The sequence below is a fragment of the Alloalcanivorax marinus genome (genome assembly GCF_016785095.1).
GTDB classification, from domain to species: domain Bacteria; phylum Pseudomonadota; class Gammaproteobacteria; order Pseudomonadales; family Alcanivoracaceae; genus Alloalcanivorax; species Alloalcanivorax marinus_A.
The window spans coordinates 130,545-147,290 of sequence record NZ_JAEKJB010000002.1; the positions used below are offsets into that span (position 1 = coordinate 130,545).

14 protein-coding genes are annotated in these 16,746 nt (G+C 65.0%); all 14 read left to right on the forward strand.

All coding sequences use genetic code 11. The features are described 5' to 3' along the window. Positions 1-64: 64 nt before the first annotated feature. The 14 genes from JF515_RS02450 to JF515_RS02515 all read left to right on the forward strand — a co-directional run bounded on the left by JF515_RS02450 (position 65) and on the right by JF515_RS02515 (position 16,745). Positions 65-1,228: an ABC transporter substrate-binding protein gene (locus tag JF515_RS02450; RefSeq protein ID WP_203100664.1), complete on the forward strand. Its 1,164-nt coding sequence runs from the start codon at positions 65-67 to the stop codon at positions 1,226-1,228. Between the two features lie 252 nt (positions 1,229-1,480). Then, positions 1,481-3,565 carry a 3-hydroxyacyl-CoA dehydrogenase NAD-binding domain-containing protein gene (locus JF515_RS02455; protein ID WP_203100666.1) on the forward strand — a complete coding sequence of 695 codons (2,085 nt, stop codon included), beginning with the start codon at positions 1,481-1,483 and terminating at the stop codon, positions 3,563-3,565. Between the two features lie 31 nt (positions 3,566-3,596). Then, on the forward strand, positions 3,597-4,796 hold the full coding sequence (locus JF515_RS02460) for an acyl-CoA dehydrogenase family protein (protein WP_203100668.1): 1,200 nt from the start codon (positions 3,597-3,599) through the stop codon (positions 4,794-4,796). Positions 4,797-4,808: 12 nt separating this feature from the next. Beyond that, on the forward strand, positions 4,809-5,960 hold the full coding sequence (locus JF515_RS02465) for an acyl-CoA dehydrogenase family protein (RefSeq protein ID WP_203100670.1): 1,152 nt from the start codon (positions 4,809-4,811) through the stop codon (positions 5,958-5,960). Positions 5,961-6,108: 148 nt separating this feature from the next. Continuing rightward, a complete protein-coding gene (locus JF515_RS02470; protein ID WP_203100672.1) occupies positions 6,109-7,140 on the forward strand; it encodes an NADP-dependent oxidoreductase in 1,032 nt (343 codons plus the stop codon). A 9-nt stretch (positions 7,141-7,149) separates the two neighbouring features. Then, on the forward strand, positions 7,150-8,598 hold the full coding sequence (locus JF515_RS02475) for an MDR family MFS transporter (protein ID WP_203100674.1): 1,449 nt from the start codon (positions 7,150-7,152) through the stop codon (positions 8,596-8,598). Next, on the forward strand, positions 8,598-9,518 hold the full coding sequence (locus tag JF515_RS02480; RefSeq protein ID WP_203100676.1) for a ketopantoate reductase family protein: 921 nt from the start codon (positions 8,598-8,600) through the stop codon (positions 9,516-9,518). Before JF515_RS02475 ends, JF515_RS02480 begins: the two co-directional genes overlap by 1 nt. A gap of 96 nt (positions 9,519-9,614) precedes the next feature. Then, positions 9,615-12,092, forward strand: a complete 2,478-nt coding sequence (locus tag JF515_RS02485; RefSeq protein WP_203100678.1) for a TonB-dependent siderophore receptor — start codon at positions 9,615-9,617, stop codon at positions 12,090-12,092. A gap of 16 nt (positions 12,093-12,108) precedes the next feature. After that, positions 12,109-12,366 carry a hypothetical protein gene (locus JF515_RS02490; RefSeq protein WP_203100680.1) on the forward strand — a complete coding sequence of 86 codons (258 nt, stop codon included), beginning with the start codon at positions 12,109-12,111 and terminating at the stop codon, positions 12,364-12,366. Further along, on the forward strand, positions 12,366-12,671 hold the full coding sequence (locus JF515_RS02495; protein WP_203100682.1) for a hypothetical protein: 306 nt from the start codon (positions 12,366-12,368) through the stop codon (positions 12,669-12,671). The genes JF515_RS02490 and JF515_RS02495 overlap by 1 nt, the downstream gene beginning before the upstream one ends. 2 nt (positions 12,672-12,673) lie before the next feature. Next, positions 12,674-14,317, forward strand: coding sequence for a PepSY-associated TM helix domain-containing protein (locus JF515_RS02500; protein ID WP_203100684.1), 1,644 nt, complete (start codon positions 12,674-12,676; stop codon positions 14,315-14,317). Positions 14,318-14,417: 100 nt separating this feature from the next. Continuing rightward, positions 14,418-15,338, forward strand: a complete 921-nt coding sequence (locus JF515_RS02505) for a LysR family transcriptional regulator (protein ID WP_203100686.1) — start codon at positions 14,418-14,420, stop codon at positions 15,336-15,338. A gap of 139 nt (positions 15,339-15,477) precedes the next feature. After that, on the forward strand, positions 15,478-16,161 hold the full coding sequence (locus tag JF515_RS02510) for a class II aldolase/adducin family protein (protein ID WP_203100688.1): 684 nt from the start codon (positions 15,478-15,480) through the stop codon (positions 16,159-16,161). Further along, entirely contained in the window at positions 16,158-16,745 is a 588-nt protein-coding gene (locus JF515_RS02515) for a TRAP transporter small permease (RefSeq protein WP_203100690.1), read from the forward strand. The genes JF515_RS02510 and JF515_RS02515 overlap by 4 nt, the downstream gene beginning before the upstream one ends. Position 16,746 lies beyond the last annotated feature (1 nt).

The following is a 16,746-nucleotide window of genomic DNA, read 5'->3' on the forward strand; positions in this document are numbered from 1 at the left end:
ATCAACGCGACGCACCACAACACACAACAATAGCCCAACAAAAACAATGGGAGAGAAAAGCATCATGAATCTGACCAAAACCTTTAAACGCCTGGCGACCGCCAGCGCCGTGGCCCTGGCCCTGGGTGGCGCGGCTCACGCCGAGGAAGTGACCATCGGTTTCACCGGCCCGCTCAGCGGCGGCGCCGCCCTGTACGGCGAGAACACCCTGGAAGGCATGCGCATGGCCGCCGAGGAAATCAACGCCGCCGGTGGTTTCGACGTGGATGGCGAGAACTACACCCTCGAGATCGAATCCCTGGATGACAAATACTCGCCCAGCCAGGCGGCGGTGAACGGCAAGCGCCTCGTGCAACAATACAAGGCGCCGGTGATTTTCACCCCGCACTCCGGTGGTACCTTCGCGCTGCAGGCGTTCAACGAGCGCGACGGCTTCCTGATCATGTCCTACACCTCGGTGCCGGCGGTAACCGCCAAGGGCAACGAGCTGACCGTGAAGATCCCGCCCAACTTCACCGATTACCTGGTGCCGTTCACCAAGATCACCATGGACCGCTTCGGCAAGAAACTGGGCGTGGCCAATGCCACCCACGACTACGCCAAGTACTGGACCAAGGAATTCGTGCCGGTATGGCGCAAGGCCGGCGGTGACGTGGTGTCCATGAACCCGATGGATTACAACAAGTCCGCGGATTTCTACACCGGCGTCAGCAAGGTGCTTTCCGAGAAGCCGGACGTGCTGTTCGTGGGGGGCGCCTCCGAGCCCACCGGTCTGGTGGTGCGGCAGGCCCGGGAGCTGGGCTTCAAGGGCGGCTTCGTGATCATGGACCAGGCCAAGATCGATGAAGTGGCCAAGGTGTCCGGCGGCCTGGAATCCCTGGAAGGTTCCGTGGGCGTGGTGCCCCTGGCCGAGTACAACACCCCGGGCGCGGAGCGTTTCGTCAAGCTGTGGAAAGAGAAGCACGACGGCGTTGCCACCTCGGAAACCGCCTACCACTACTTCGCCACCTACCTGGTGATGCACGCCATGCAGGAAGCCGGCAGCGTGGACGACCCGCGCGCCATTCGCGCGGCCATCCCCAAGGCCCTGGCCAAGGTGGACCCCAACCACAACCCCTATGACGTGACCGACATCACCGAGGACGGTAACCTGGGCGCCGATCCGCAAATCGCGGAAGTGGTCGACGGCAAGGTGGTGATTCGCGAAACCTCCGACTACAAAGAGTAAGCCCGCCACCGGCGGTACCAAGGGCACCCGGGAGGGTGCCCTTTTTGATTCCGCCAGCCGGAGGCCTCCGTGCCGTGATCCGGTCATTGGCGGGCTCGTCCGCTAGATAAAACCAAGTTTCGAATTATTGATAAAAGGCCCGCTTTTCTTATACTGAGGGGCCTGGAATTCAACCCGTTCTAAAGGCCACCGGAGACGCCGGAAACATGGCGAAAAAAGACATTTCCGGGGCTTTTTGCTGAAGGAGAGATCATGAGCGACGTAGTCAGCTACTGCCTGGAAGGCGACATCGGCGTCATCAGCGTCAATTACCCGCCGGTCAATGCCCTGGGGCAGGGCGTGCGCGAGGGGCTGGTCGAATGTCTGCGCCAGGGGCTCAAGGACGACCAGGCCAAGGCTCTGGTGGTGATCGGCGAAGGCCGTACCTTCCCGGCCGGCGCCGACATCCGTGAATTCGGCAAGCCGCCCCAGGGCCCGGCCCTGCCGGACGTGGTCGCCGAGTACGAGAGCAGCGACAAGCTGGTGGTCGCCGCCATTCACGGCACCGCCCTGGGCGGTGGCCTGGAAGTGGCGCTGGGCTGCGACTACCGCGTGGCCGTGGGGTCCGCCAAGGTGGGCCTGCCGGAAGTGAAACTGGGCATTCTGCCCGGTGCCGGTGGCACCCAGCGTCTGCCGCGCCTGATCGGCGCCCAGAAGGCCCTCGAGGTGATCGTCTCCGGTAACCCGGTGAAAGCCAAGGATGCCCTGGCCCTGGGCATCGTCGACGAAATCGTCGACGGTGATCTGCTGGAAGGGGCTTTGGCCTACGCCCGCAAGCTGGCCGCCGACAACGCGCCGCTGCGTCGCATCCGCGATCTGCAGGCACAAAAGGAAGACGCCGACCTGTTCAGCAACTTCGAGAAATCCATCGCCCGCAAACAGCGCGGCTTCAAGGCCCCGTTCCACTGCATCAAGGCGGTGCAGGCGGCGGTGGAGCTGCCCTTCGACGAGGGTATGAAGCGTGAGCGTGAGCTGTTCGCCGAACTGCTGGTGAGCCCGGAATCCCGCGCCCAGCGCCATGTGTTCTTCGCCGAGCGGGAAGTGGCGAAGGTGCCCGGCCTGGCCAAGGACACCCCCAAGCGCGAGATCAACCAGGTGGCGGTGATCGGCGCCGGCACCATGGGCGGCGGCATCGCCATGAACTTCGCCAACGCCGGCATCCCGGTGAAGATCCTGGAAGTGAAGGAAGAGGCGCTGGAGAAAGGCATCGCGGTGATCCGCAAGAACTACGAGAACACCGCCAAGAAAGGCCGTATCACCGCCCAGCAGGTGGAAGACCGCATGGCGCTGATCCAGCCCACCCTGAGCTACGACGACCTGTCCGACGTGGACCTGGTGATCGAAGCGGTGTTCGAGAACATGGATGTGAAGAAAGCCGTGTTCTCCGAGCTGGACCGGGTCTGCAAGAAGGGCGCGATCCTGGCCACCAACACCTCCACCCTGGACGTGAACCGCATCGCCGCCTTCACCCAGCGTCCCGAGGACGTCATGGGCATGCACTTCTTCAGCCCGGCCAACGTCATGAAGCTGCTGGAAAATGTGCGCGGCGAGAAAACCTCCGATGACGTGATCGCCACGGTCATGGACCTGAGCCGCCGCATCGGCAAGGTCGGCGTGCTGGTGGGCGTGTGCCACGGCTTCGTCGGCAACCGCATGCTGCACAAGCGTCAGGCGGAAGCCGTGCAACTGGTCAATGAAGGCGCCAGCCCCGCCCAGGTGGACAAGGTGCTGTTCGATCTGGGTTTCCCGATGGGCCCGTTCGCCATGTCCGACCTGGCCGGTATGGACGTGGGTTATCGCATTCGCGAGGAGCTGCGTAAGGAAGATCCCGACAACGCGCCGCCGCGTAACTGGACCGACGAACTGGTCGAGCAGGGCCGCCTGGGCCAAAAAACCCAGGCCGGTGTGTTTGACTACAAGGAAGGCGACCGTACCCCGGTGCCTTCATCCGAGGTTGACGCTCTGATCGCCAAATTCCGCGAAGAGCAGGGCATTCAGTCCCGTGAAGTCAGCGATCAGGAAATCCTGGAGCGCTGCATGTACGTGATGGTCAACGAAGGCGCCAAGATCCTGGAGGAGGGCATCGCCGCCCGCCCCCTGGACGTGGACGTGATCTGGATCTACGGCTACGGCTTCCCGGTGTACCGGGGCGGCGTGCTGTTCTGGGCCGATTCCGTGGGCCTCAAAACCATTTATGACAAGGTGAGCCAGTTCCACAAGGAAACCGGTGACGACGTATGGAAGCCGGCGGCGCTGCTCGAGAAGCTGGCCAACGAGGGCAAGGGCTTTTACGGCTGAGCTCGTTCATCGCGGCATTAGAGAGGACACTATGGATATTAATTACACCCCGGAAGAGCGCGCGTTCCGTGACGAAGTGCGTACCTTCCTGAACGACAAACTGCCGGCGGATATTTCCCGCAAGGTGAAAGAGCACAAACGCCTGGGCAAGGAAGACACGGTCCGCTGGCAGAAGATTCTTAACGAGCAGGGCTGGCTGGCCCTGCACTGGCCGAAGGAACATGGCGGCACCGGCTGGAGCCCGATCCAGAAGCACATCTTCGAGGAAGAGTGCGCGGAAGCCGGCGCTCCCACCGTGCTGCCGTTCGGCGTCAACATGGTCGCTCCGGTGATCATCAAGTTCGGCACCCAGGAGCAGAAGGATTATTACCTGCCGCGCATCCTGCGCAGTGACGACTGGTGGTGCCAGGGCTACTCCGAGCCCGGCGCCGGTTCCGACCTGGCCGGCCTGAAGACCCGCGCGGTGCGCGAAGGCGATCACTACATCGTCAATGGCCAGAAGACCTGGACCACCCTTGGTCAGCACGCCAACATGATTTTCTGCCTGGTGCGCACCGACCCGGATGCCAAGAAGCAGGAAGGCATTTCCTTCCTGCTCATCGACATGGAGAAAAGCGAGGGCATCACCGTGCGCCCGCTGATCACCCTGGACGGCGAGCACGAAGTGAACGAAGTGTTCTTCGATAACGTCAAGGTTCCCGTGGAGAACCTGGTCGGCGAGGAGAACAAGGGCTGGACCTGCGCCAAGTACCTGCTCACCTTCGAGCGGACCGGCATCGCCGGCGTGGGCTCTTCCAAGGCCGCCCTGGCGCACCTCAAGCAGGTGGCCCGCGAGCAGATCGTCAACGGCAAGCCGTTGATCGAGGAGCCGCATTTCCGCGCCCGCCTGGCGGACGTGGAAATGGAGCTGATGTCCCTGGAGATGACCAACCTGCGCACCGTGGCCGCCGCCGAGGCCGGTGGCGTGCCCGGCGCGGAAAGCTCCTTCCTGAAAATCATGGGCACCGAGCTGCGTCAGGAGATCACCGATCTGTTCCGCCGCGCCGCCGGCCCCCACGCGCTGCCGTTCCTCCCCGAGGAGCTGGAAGGCGATTTCGAGGGTCCCTACGTGGGGCCGGAATTCGCCGCCTCCGTGGCCAGCCGCTACTTCAATTTCCGCAAGCTCTCCATCTTCGGGGGCTCCAACGAAATTCAGAAGAACATCATCTCCAAGATGATCCTGGGTCTGTAAGGAGACGCGAACATGGATTTCAAACTGAGCGACGAGCAGCGCATGCTCGAAGAGACCGTGGGTCGTCTGGTCCGTGACACCTATACCTTCGACGCGCGCAACAAGATCCTGGAGTCCGAGCAGGGCTTCAGCACCGACATGTGGAACCAGTTCGCCGAGCTGGGCCTGCTGGGCGTGCCGTTCTCCGAGGAAGCCGGTGGCTTCAACGGCGGTGGTCCGGAGCTGATGGTGGTGGCCGAGGGCTTCGGTCGTGGCCTGGTGGTGGAGCCCTACCTGGCCACCGTGGTGCTCTCCGGCACCCTGATCGACAAGCTCGGTGACGATGCCCAGAAAGAACAGTGGGTGAGCGCCATCATCGGCGGTGAAACCCGCTTCGCCCTGGCCGCCTACGAGGCCCGGGGCCGCTACGACCACACCGTGGTCGAGACCAGCGCCAAGAAGGATGGCGACGGCTATGTGCTCAGCGGCGAGAAAGCCGTGGTCCTGCACGGTGACAGTGCCGATCAGCTGGTGGTGATCGCCCGCACCGGTGGTGATGCCGACGCCCGCGATGGCCTCAGCGCCTTCATCGTCGACGCCAACGCCGACGGCGTGAGCCGCAAGGGCTACCCGACCATCGACGGTCTGCACGCCGCCGAGATCACTCTGAGCAACGTCAAGGTTGGCGCCGACGCCCTGCTGGGCGAGGAAGGCAAGGCCATCGACGCTCTGGAAGCGACTCTGGATCTGGCCCTGATCACCCTGTGCGCGGAAGCCTCCGGCGCCATGGAAGTGGCCTGCGACCAGACCCTGGAATACATCAAGGAACGCCAGCAGTTCGGCGTGCCGATCGGTAAATTCCAGGCCCTGCAGCACCGCATGGTGGAAATGCGCATGGAACTGGAAAAAGTGCGTTCCATCACCATGCTCGCGGCCTGCAGCCTGGACGCTCCGGCGGACCTGCGCAAGAAACGCATCTCCGCGGCCAAGGCCCAGGTCGGCAAATCCGGCCGCAAGGTGGCCGAGGAAGCGATCCAGCTGTTCGGTGGCATGGGCATGATGGAGGAGACCCCGGTTTCCCATTACGCCAAGCGCATCGTGATGATCGACCACTGGTTCGGCGACCGGGAATACCATCTGGGTATCCTGGAAACCCTGATCGATGTGGACGACCACGCGGCGTAACCAAAAAGGGCGGCCCGCGGGTCGCCTTTTTTTGTTGTCCTAATTCTCCGTAGGAGCGACTTCAGTCGCGATCAACCGCCTTGGCAATCGCGACTGAAGTCGCTCCTACGGTTTGTCACGAATAACAAATTTATCGGGAGAGAGCATCATGACCGTCAATCGCCAGATCATTCTCGCCAAACGTCCCACCGGCATGCCCGGTGATGAAAACCTGAAACTCCAGGAAGGCAGTGTCCCGGAAGTGGGCGACGGCCAGGTACTGGTACGCACCATCTATCTGTCCCTGGACCCCTACATGCGCGGTCGCATGAGCGCCGCCAAGTCCTATGCCGCTAGCGTCGAGGAGGGCTCCGTCATGGAGGGCGCCACCGTGGGCCAGGTGGTGGAATCGCGCAGCGGCGACTTCAAGCAGGGCGACTATGTGCTGTGCCCCGGGGGTTGGCAGGAGTATTCCGTCAACAGCCCGAAAATGATGCGCAAACTGGACCCGGCCCAGGCACCGATCAGCACCGCCGTGGGCGTGCTCGGCATGCCCGGCTTCACCGCCTATGTGGGCCTGGATGAAATCGGCAAGCCGCAAAAAGGCGAGACCGTGGTGGTGTCCGCCGCTGCCGGCGCGGTGGGTCAGGTGGTCGGTCAGATCGCCAAAATCCAGGGCTGCCGCGTGGTCGGCGTGGCCGGCGCCGAGGACAAGTGCAAGCACGTGGTGGAAGCCTATGGCTTCGACGCCTGCGTGAACTACAAGGACGCGGACTTCCGCGACCAGCTCAAGAACGCCTGCCCCGACGGCATCGACGTCTACTTCGAGAACGTGGGCGGCGAGACCTTCGACGCGGTGATGGAGCTGGTCAACGATTTCGCCCGCATTCCGGTGTGCGGCCGTATCGCCCACTACAACGACACCGAGCAGCCCCAGGGCCCGGACCGCCTGCCCGGCTTCATGGGCAAGGTGCTGGTCAAGCGTCTGCTGCTCAAGGGCTTTATCCAGTTCGATTACGCCCACCGTGGCCCGGACTTCCAGCGTGATATGAGCGCCTGGATTCGTGACGGCAAGGTCAAATACCAGGAAGATGTGGTGGACGGCCTGGAAAACGCCGTGTCCGCGTTCCAGGGACTGCTGCAAGGCAAGAACCGGGGCAAGCTGCTGATTCGTGTCGGTGACGACCCGACCCTGAAGTAAGGGTCCTCCATGTCCGACAATCCGGCCGTGGCGCTCCTGTTCGAGCGTCATGGGGCCCGCTATCGATGGTTCGCCACCGTCACGGTGATGCTCGGCACCCTGTCCGTGGTGCTCGCCGCCACCATCATCAATGTGGCGGTGCCATCGATCATGGCTCAATACGCTCTGGCCCAGGATCAGGTGCACTGGCTCGCCACTGGTTTTCTGGCGGCGATGACCGTGGGCATGCTGCTCAATGCCTGGGCGGTGGCCCGCTTCGGGTCCCGCCGGGCGTTCCTGCTGGCCATGGGAATCTTCATCGTCGCCTCCCTGGTGGGCGGGTTCGCCGACAGCTTCACCGTGCTGGTGCTGGCCCGCGTGGTGCAGGGGGTGATGGCCGGCATGATCCAGCCGCTGGCGATGATCACTATCTTCCAGGTGTTTCCGCTGCACAAGCGCGGCCAGGCCATGGGCATCTACGGCATGGGCGTGATCCTGGGGCCGGCCATCGCGCCGGCCCTGGGCGGCGTGCTGGTGGACGCCTGGTCCTGGCGTGCCACCTTCTTCGTGGTGTTGCCCGCCTGCGCCCTGGCCATGGCCCTGGGCCGCGCCTTCCTGCCCGACCACCGGGAAGCGGATGCCCCCCGTCTGGACTGGGCCGGCCTGGCGCTGCTCAGTCTGGGACTCACCGCCACCCTGTGGGCGATGGCCTCCGGGTTGCGCCGTGGCTGGCTGGAGCCGTTGCTGCTCAGCGCCCTGGTGGGCGGTCCGTTGCTGTTGATTGTCTTCGTGCTCTGGCAGCGGCGCGCCCCCCATCCGTTGTTTGACCTGCGGGTGTTCGCCACCCCGGGCTTCGGCGGCGGTTTCCTGCTCTCCATGGCGATTGGCGCCGGGGTGTTCGCCTCCACCTATCTGTTCCCGCTGTATTTCCAGCAGGTATCCGGGTTGAGCGCTTCCGCCTCCGGTCTGATGCTGATGCCCGCCGGCCTGGCCATGGCGTTCATCTTCCCGTTCGTCGGTTACCTCACCGACCGCATGCCGATCACCGGCCTGGTGGCCGCTGGCCTGTTGTTCTTCATCGCCAGCATGGTGATGATGCGCGCCGCCGATGCTACCACCACCGGTGCCTGGCTGATTGCCTGGGCGATACTGGCGCGCCTCGCCATGGGCCTGATGATGCCGCCGGTGACCACCGGCAGCCTGATGATGTTGCCGCCGGCGCTGATTTCCCAGGGCTCCGGCATCATCAACTTCGGCCGCCAGATCGGTGGTGCTCTGGGCATCAACCTGTGCGCCATCTGCGTACAATTTTTTTCCGACCGTTACTGGCGGGCTTTCCCCGAGGCCGGCCACGGCCACGCCTTCGAGGTGGGCTTCGACGACGCCTATCTCATGTTACTGATCGTTTTCGTTCTCGGTTTCTGGCCCCTGCGCGCGCTGCGCCGGGGCGAGCAACGAATGCACGCGGAGAAATCCTGATGACCGATTCCCAACCCCATGCCCTGATTATCGGCGCCGGCGCCATTGGCAGCTTCTACGGTGCCATCCTCAAGCGCGCCGGCTGCACCGTGAGCGCCGTGGTACGCTCCGAATACGACGCCATCAAGGAGCACGGTTTCCAGTTCGAAAGCCCCCTGGGGGATATCTCCTGGACCCCGGACCACCTGTACAGGGACGGCGATGCCCCGGCCGCCACCCCGGACTATGTGATTCTGGCCACCAAGGTGCTGCCCGGCAGCGACCGCGCCGCCCTGGTCAAACCCTGGGTGGGCGAGGGCACCCGCATCGTGCTGATCCAGAACGGCCTGGACATTGAACGTGAACTGGCCGACGCCTACCCGGACAATCCCATTATCAGTTGCCTGGCGTTCGTCGCCGTGAGCCGGGTGGCGCCCGGGCGCATCAAGCACAACGCCTATGGCCGCCTGGTGATGGGGCGTTTCCCGTCCGGCCTGGACGTTCACTGCGAAGCCCTGCGTGACCTGTTCGTGGCCGGCGGCATCGACATCAAGCTGGCCGAGGACGTGGTTCGGGAACGCTGGCTCAAGTGCGTCTGGAACACGCCGTTCAACCCGCTCTCGGTGCTCGCCAACGGTGCCGATACCCTGACCATGCTGGACGCCCCCGGTGGGGAGGAACTGGTGCGCGGCATGATGGAAGAGGTGATGGCCGCCGCCGCCGCGGACGGGCACCCGTTGCCGCCGCAACTGGTGGACAGCAACATCGAAGGCACCCGCAAGATGCCCGCCTACAAGAACAGCATGGCGCTGGATTACCTCAATGGGCGGCCCATCGAGCTGGATGCCATCCTTGGCAACGTGGTGGCCATCGCCCAGCAGCACGGCGTCGCCGTGCCGCGTTTGGAAACCATGCTGGCGGCTCTGCGCATGCGCGCCTGATTGCCCCACCGTGAAGACGGCGTGATTGCCTGATCCTCCTTAATGAGACTACAATTAATAATAATTCTCATTAATGATATGAAGAGGTGATGGCCGATGCACATGCGGATTGGCATGACGCCCAGCGCGGGCGTGTTGATGGGGTGTTTCGCGGTTTCCCTGGGCGCCCTGGCGCCGCCGGCGCTGGCTCAGGCAGTGGATTCACCCCGTGCCAGCCATCGTCCGCAGCGCGTGCGGGTGGCGGTGCCCGCCCAGGATCTGAGTCGGGCGCTGGCCAATCTTTCCCAGCAGACCGGCGTGCCCATCCGCCACGCCGGCGGTCTGCCGGCGATCACCGCCAACGCGGTCAACGGTACCCTCAGCCTGGATCAGGCCCTTGCTACTCTGTTGGCGGGCAGCGGCCTCACCTGGCGCTTCACCGACGACGGCGTGTGGGTGGAAAGCGACGCCTCCGAGAGCCACCGTCTGGAGCAGGTCGAGGTGGTCGATCAATCGCCGGTAGCGGAATACGCCTGGGGCGCCGCCAGCAAGGGCTATCTGGCCACCCACTCCGCCACCGCCACGAAAACCGACGCGGCGCTACTGGAGGTGCCGCAATCAATCTCCGTGGTCACCCGCCAGGAAATGGACGACCGTGGTTCCGACACGGTGATGGACGCGCTCAATTACGCCGCCGGTGTAAGCACCGAGCTGTCGGGCATCGACAGCCGCGTCGACGATATCCGGATTCGTGGCTTCGACGCCGGGAGCTGGAGCAACAACATGTACCTGGACGGCCTGCGCATGCCCCGTGGCGGCCAGTGGACCACCACTCAGGTGGACGCCTACGGGCTGGAGCGCGTGGAGGTCATGAAGGGCCCCGCCGCCGTGCTGTACGGGCAGGTGGCGCCCGGCGGGCTGGTCAACATGGTGGCCAAGCGGCCGGCCCATGATCACCGCAACGAGGTGGTGCTGGAGGCGGGCAGCTTCGACCAATACGAAGGCGCCTTCGATCTTGGCGGCGATCTCACCGGTGATGGCCAGGTGCTGGGCCGTTTGGTGGGTTCCTACAACGATGGCGATGCCCAGGTGGACGAGACCGAACTGAGCCGGCTCTACCTGGCGCCCAGCGCCACCTGGTTCGTGTCCGACGACACCGACATCACCTTCCTGAGCTATTACCAGAAGGACGAAGGCGGCTCCACCTATCAGTTCCTGCCGGTACAGGGGCTGCTGTATCCCACTCCCTACGGCTACATCGACCGCGACACCTTTCTTGGCGAGCCGGACTGGAACACCTATGACCGCGAACAGTGGGCGCTGGGCTATGACCTCAACCACTATTTCAACGACGTCTGGTCGTTCCGTCAGAACGTGAAGTACAGCTATGTGGACTCCCTGTTCCGAACGGTGGTGTCCAGCCCGCGCCTCACCGTCGCCAACGGTGGCCTCAACGCGGACAACCGCACCTTCCCCCGGCGTGGCGTGAAAGGCGAGGGCGACCTGCGCAGCATCCAGGCGGACAACCAGTTCAAGGCCCGTTTCCGCACCGGCGGCCTGAGTCATGACATGGTGATGGGTGTGGACTATCTGCGCAGCCACTGGCAGGCCACCCGTTACATGGTGACCGCCAACATCACCGATATCGATGTCTTCAATCCGGTCTACGGTGGCGCCGCCGGGTTCGAGGAAAGCCTGGCGGTGCAGATCGATCAGGACCGCATCGAGCGCCAGACCGGCGTCTACCTGCAGGACCTGATCGCACTGAATGACTGGCGGTTCACCCTGGGCGCCCGCCAGGATTACTTCAAGGTGGATGCGCTGGACGACGCGGACTCCGCGGACGACGACGCGCTCACCTGGCGTGCCGGCGCCACTTATCTGTTCGATAACGGCCTGGCCCCCTACGCCAGTTACGCCACCTCCTTCGAGCCGCTCAGCGGCGACGATTCCAGCGGTTCCCCGTTCGAGCCCTCCGAGGGCAAGCAATACGAAATGGGGCTGAAGTTCCAGCCGCCGCGCAGCAACAGCCTGATCACCCTGTCACTGTTCGATCTTTATCAGACCAACCTGGTGGTCACCGACGGCAACCCACCGGCCAACGCGGAGTGTCTCAGCACCGGTTCCTGCCAGCGACAAACCGGCGAGACCCGCACCCGGGGCGCGGAGCTGGAAGCCAAGATGTGGCATGAAAGCGGGTTGAGCGTCACCGCCAGCTATACCCACCTGGACACCGAGGTCACCGAAGGTGATCAAGAGGGCAACGAGAAGCCCCTGGCGCCGGAAAACATGGCCAGCCTGTGGCTGGACTATCAATGGCGCCAGGGCGCCCTGGCCGGCCTCGGCCTGAGTGCCGGCGCTCGTTATGTCAGCAGCCTGTATGGCGACGCGGAGAACCTCTACCGGCTGGACAGCTACACCCTCTACGACGCCTCCCTGCGCTATGACCTGAGCCACCTGGGCGCCCGTGGTGTTACCGTGGCGCTCACCGGGCGCAACCTCAAGGACGAGGAATACCTGACCACCTGCACCGTCTACGGCTGTTCGTTCGGCTCGGCGCGCAATATCACCGCCAGCGTCAAATACCGCTGGTAACAGGAGGGAAGAGCACATGGCCATCGCCATCAGTCTGATCCTGAGCATCGTCGGCACCGCCTTGCTGTATCTCGCCTCGCCCAACCAGGGCTGGCTGCGCCAGCCGCTGGGGAGGGCCTGGGTGCCCTGGGCGGTGGTGATGGTGTTGTTGTCCTGGCCCGCCTGGATGGGCGCCCTCGATCCCAAGGCCGGTTTCTTCGCCGCCCTGACGCTGCTGATGCTGCTGCTGGGGCTGTTGCCGCTGCTTTCCCTGCTGCGTGGTGGGGCCCGCTGATGGCGAAACCGAAGTACACACCGATCCGGCAGGACTGGTGGAGCAAGACCCTGGCCGGTGGCGTGCTCGGGTTTACCCTGGGTGTCGCACTGAGTGGTCTGTTCGCCTGGCTGGGCCCCGGCGGCATCGAAGCCGCCAACAAGGTGCAGGTGGTGATGTGGCTGGTGCCGGTGCCCTGGATGGCGGCCTTCTCGCTGGTCTATCTGTTTCCCAGCGGCGTGCGCGCCTGGTTGTGGCTGGGCGCCGCCAACCTGCTGGCCTTCGGCGCGCTGGTGGTGGCCCGTGGCGCGCTGGCGGGGGGATGATCATGCGCAGTGACGTCATCCGCGTTTACAAGAGCCTGCACACCTGGACCGGCCTGATCGCCGGTATGTTGCTGTTCATCGGCTTTTACGCCGGTGCGCTCACCATGTTCAAGGACCCCCTGGATCGCTGGGCCACGCCCCCCTCGCAGCAGAAGGTGGCGGCGACGGACTGGCCGGCGGCGGGGCAGTGGCCGGCGCTGATCGCCGCCACCCTGGACGCCCACCCTGGCGCGGCGCGGGGCTTCACTTTGCACCTGAAGCGCGAGGAAAACACTCCGGCACCCCTGGTCTGGCGCGAAGGTGGCGACGAGCATGGTGGCGGCCGGGTGCGGGGAGCGACCCTCGACGCCGACGGCGAACTGGTGACCCTGGAGACCGCCCCTTCGGCGATGGCGGAGCTGATTGATCTGCTGCATCAGACCGGTGGCATCCCCGGTCGCGGGCACCATTACTGGGGCGTCTACGCCATGGGCGTGGTGTGCGTGCTGTACGTGCTGGCGCTGGTGTCCGGGCTGGTGGTGCTGCTGCCCACGCTGGTCAAGGATTTCTTCGCATTGCGGCGCGGACGCAACCTCAAGCGGTTCTGGCTGGACGCCCATAACGTGGTGGGCATCACCAGCCTGCCGTTCCATCTGATGATCGGGCTCACGGTGATCGTGTTCGCTTTTCACGACCAGATCTACGGGGCGCTGGGGCAGGTGGTCTATGGCGACCGGCCCCTGTTCGAGCGGCCCGCGTCCGCGCCGGAAAGCGCCCCCCGAGGCGTGGATCATCTGCTGGCGCCGGCCACCTTGCTCGCCACGCTGCGCGAAACGGAGCCCGCCTTCGTGCCACGGGAGCTGATCTACAGCGACCCGCTGGGCCCCCGCGCCGACCTCCGCGTGGCCGGCGAAAGCGAAGGGCATATGCGGCGCGGCGCCAATCGCGGCTTCGCCAGTCTGGACCCCTACACCGGCGCGATCACCAACCTGGATTATCTGCCCGGCCATGAAGATACCTGGATTGATATCGTCACGGTGTTCTTCGCTCTGCACTTCGGTAATTTTGGTGGCCCGGTGATTCGCTGGAGCTATGTGCTGCTGGGGCTGGGCGGTGCTTTCCTGTTCTATACCGGTAACCTGCTGTGGGTGGAAAGCCGGCGTCGCAAGCAACGACGCGGCGCGGCGCCGGTCAGCCAGCGACGTGCCACGCGGGCGATGGCGGCGGCCACCGTGGGGGTGTGCTGGGGCTGCGTGGCCGGCGTGTCCGCCGCCATGGTGGCGGGCAAGTGGGTGCAGGGTCTGGTGACGGACCCCAACGCCTGGTATCCGGCGGTCTACTACACCGTTTTCCTGGGCAGCGTGGCCTGGGCTTTCTGGCGCGGCGCGGCCCGAGCGGTGGTGGAATTGCTGTGGGTCAGCGCTCTGACGACCCTGGCGATCCCGGTCACCGGCCTGGTGGCCTGGCTGGCGCCGTCGCTGCCACCCTGGGTGTATCCCCGGCCGGGGTTGCTGAGCGTGGAGATCAGCGCATTGCTGGCCGGCGGTCTGCTGGTGCTGGCAGCCCGCCGCACCGCCCGCCGGGTACGGCAAGGTAGTGCCGACAGTGTCTGGTCGCGGGCGGACGCCGATGGCGAGGCCCGCTCGTCGTTGCCCGGCTCGGTGTGAAGGCTGCACGCGGTGGCGCCTTGTGGCCGTGAGATGCCGGGTTACACTGTCCCGGTGCCGGGCGAGCGCGCCGGCGATGCGATGACAAGGAGAACACGCGATGCCGGATCCGGGGTGGACACGGCGGGTCAAGCTGCAGCAGTTGCGGGCCATTCTGGCGGTGGCCGATCACGCCAGTCTGGTCAAGGCCAGTGAACGCATTGGCCTGAGTCAGCCGGCGATCAGCAAGATCATCAACGAGGTGGAAGCGGATTTGGGGGTGCGGCTGTTCGTGCGCAACAGCCGTGGCACCCACGCCACCGGGTTCGGCGAGATGCTGGCCGGCCACGCCAAGCGGGTGTTTTCCCAACTCGAGCAGGTTGAACAGGAAATCCACGACGCCCGCGAGGGGCTCAGCGGCCATGTGGTGGTGGGCGCCCTGCTGGCCGGCAGCGCTCAGTTGCTGCCCCGGGCCATGGCGCGGCTGCACCGCCGCTTGCCGGGTATCCGCACCACCGTGGTGGAAAGCACCTACGAGCATCTGGTGCCGTCGCTGCACCGGGGCAGTCTGGATTTCATTGTTGGCCGTTTGCCCGCCTACCGGTACCGCGAGGGGCTGGCGGTGGAGCCGCTCTACCAGGAGGAGATTCATTTCGTGGTGCGCCCCGGCCACCAGGCGCTTGCTCTGGCGACCCCGGATCTGGCCGACCTGGTGCGCTGGCCCTGGATTCTTCCGCTGCCGGATACCACCCTGCGTCAGATGTTGGAGGCGGCGTTTCTTGACCGCAACCTGGAGTTGCCGGTGGCGCCCTGCGAGTCCCTGTCCGTGGCTGGTAACCGGGCGATGATTCTGGAAAGCGACTGTATCGGTACCTTTCCATCCCGGGTGGTAGCCCGGGACCTGGAGGCGGGCCTGCTGGCACGGCTGCCGGTCACTCCGGCCCTGCCGTTCGGGCCGGTGGGAATTTCCTATCTCAAAGGCACGGCGTTTTCCAAAGCGGCGGAAGCATTGCTGGCGGAGATGCGCTCCCAGGAGCTATAGCCTCGGGTTATAGCTGGGCGCCTTAAATTCATTACATGACATATCCCGGGCCGGGGTAACGTGACCTTGCTTTCACAGGCCGCGCCCGGACGCTCACTCCCCGGGCACGGTGACCTCGAAGAACAACAAAGGCATCGTGATGACCTCCTTGATCGATACTCCCCTGGCCGATCATCAGATCACCGTCCGCAAGGCCGCCCGTGCCCTGGGGCGCCATGGCCTGGCGCACGCCTATGGCCATTGCAGCCAGCGGCTCGACGACAACCACTTCCTGGTGTGCGCGGCCCGTCCGCTGGGCACCATCGCCCCGGGCGAGGAGGGGCGCGTGGTGGCTCTGGACGAGCCACTGCCGGAGGGCGTGCTCGGAGAAGTGCGCATTCACCGGGAGATCTACCGTCGCCGGCCGGACGTGGGCGGCGTGGTGCGGGGCATGCCGCCTCGGGCCATGTCACTGTCGGTGCTGGGCCGCACGCCACGCTTGCTGCACGGAATGGGCGCTTACTTCGTCGATGGTATTCCACTCTGGGACGACCCCCAATTGATCCGGGATGACAGCGACGCCGAACGCCTGGCCGGACAACTGGGCGGCGCGGCCGCCATTGTCATGCGCGGTAACGGCGTGGTGACCGCGGGCCCCAGTCTTCCGGACGCGGTGGTGCTTGGCTGGTACCTGGAGGACGCCGCCCGTATCGAAATCGACTGTCTGCCGGCGGCGGATGCCGTCCGCCCCCTCGGCGAACAGGAAGCGCGCCGCCGCGCAACCCGCTCCGGGCGCATCTTCGAGCGCATGTGGGATTACCTGACCCACGGAGACCCGGAATGAGCGCCGCGGCTCCGGAAACGGCGCCGCGTTCCGGATTTCTGCCCCGCCTGCAGCGGTTCAGCACCGCCATGGCCGGGCTGGAACGGGGTGTCGCCGGCCTGTGTCTGGCCGTGGTGTTTGTGCTGCTGGTGCTCAACATCGTCACCCGCGCCGCCGGCCAGGCGCTGTTCTGGGTCGATGAGGCCGCCATCACCGCCATGGTCTGGATGGCGTTCTTCGCCGCGCTGGTGGGATTGCAGGCGCGCTCCAATATTGCCGTGACGCTGCTTGCCGACGCCGTGCCGATCGCCGTCCGTCTCTGGCTGGCGGTGTTGGTGGACCTGATTCTGCTGCTGTTCGTGATCGCCCTGGCGGTCATGGTATGGCGCTGGTTCGCGCCGGTGGCGGTGTGGCGCGCCGGCGGTGATCTGCGGGCGTTCGCCGAACAGACCTTCAATTTCATGTACCAGGAGCCGACGCTCACCCTGGGAATTCGCAAGGTGTGGCCGTGGTTGGTGCTGCCGATGTTCGTGCTCGGTGGTCTGGTGCACTGCGTCGCTAACCTGGACGACAGCCTGGCCCGGGCGCTGGGGGGGGAGGACTGAT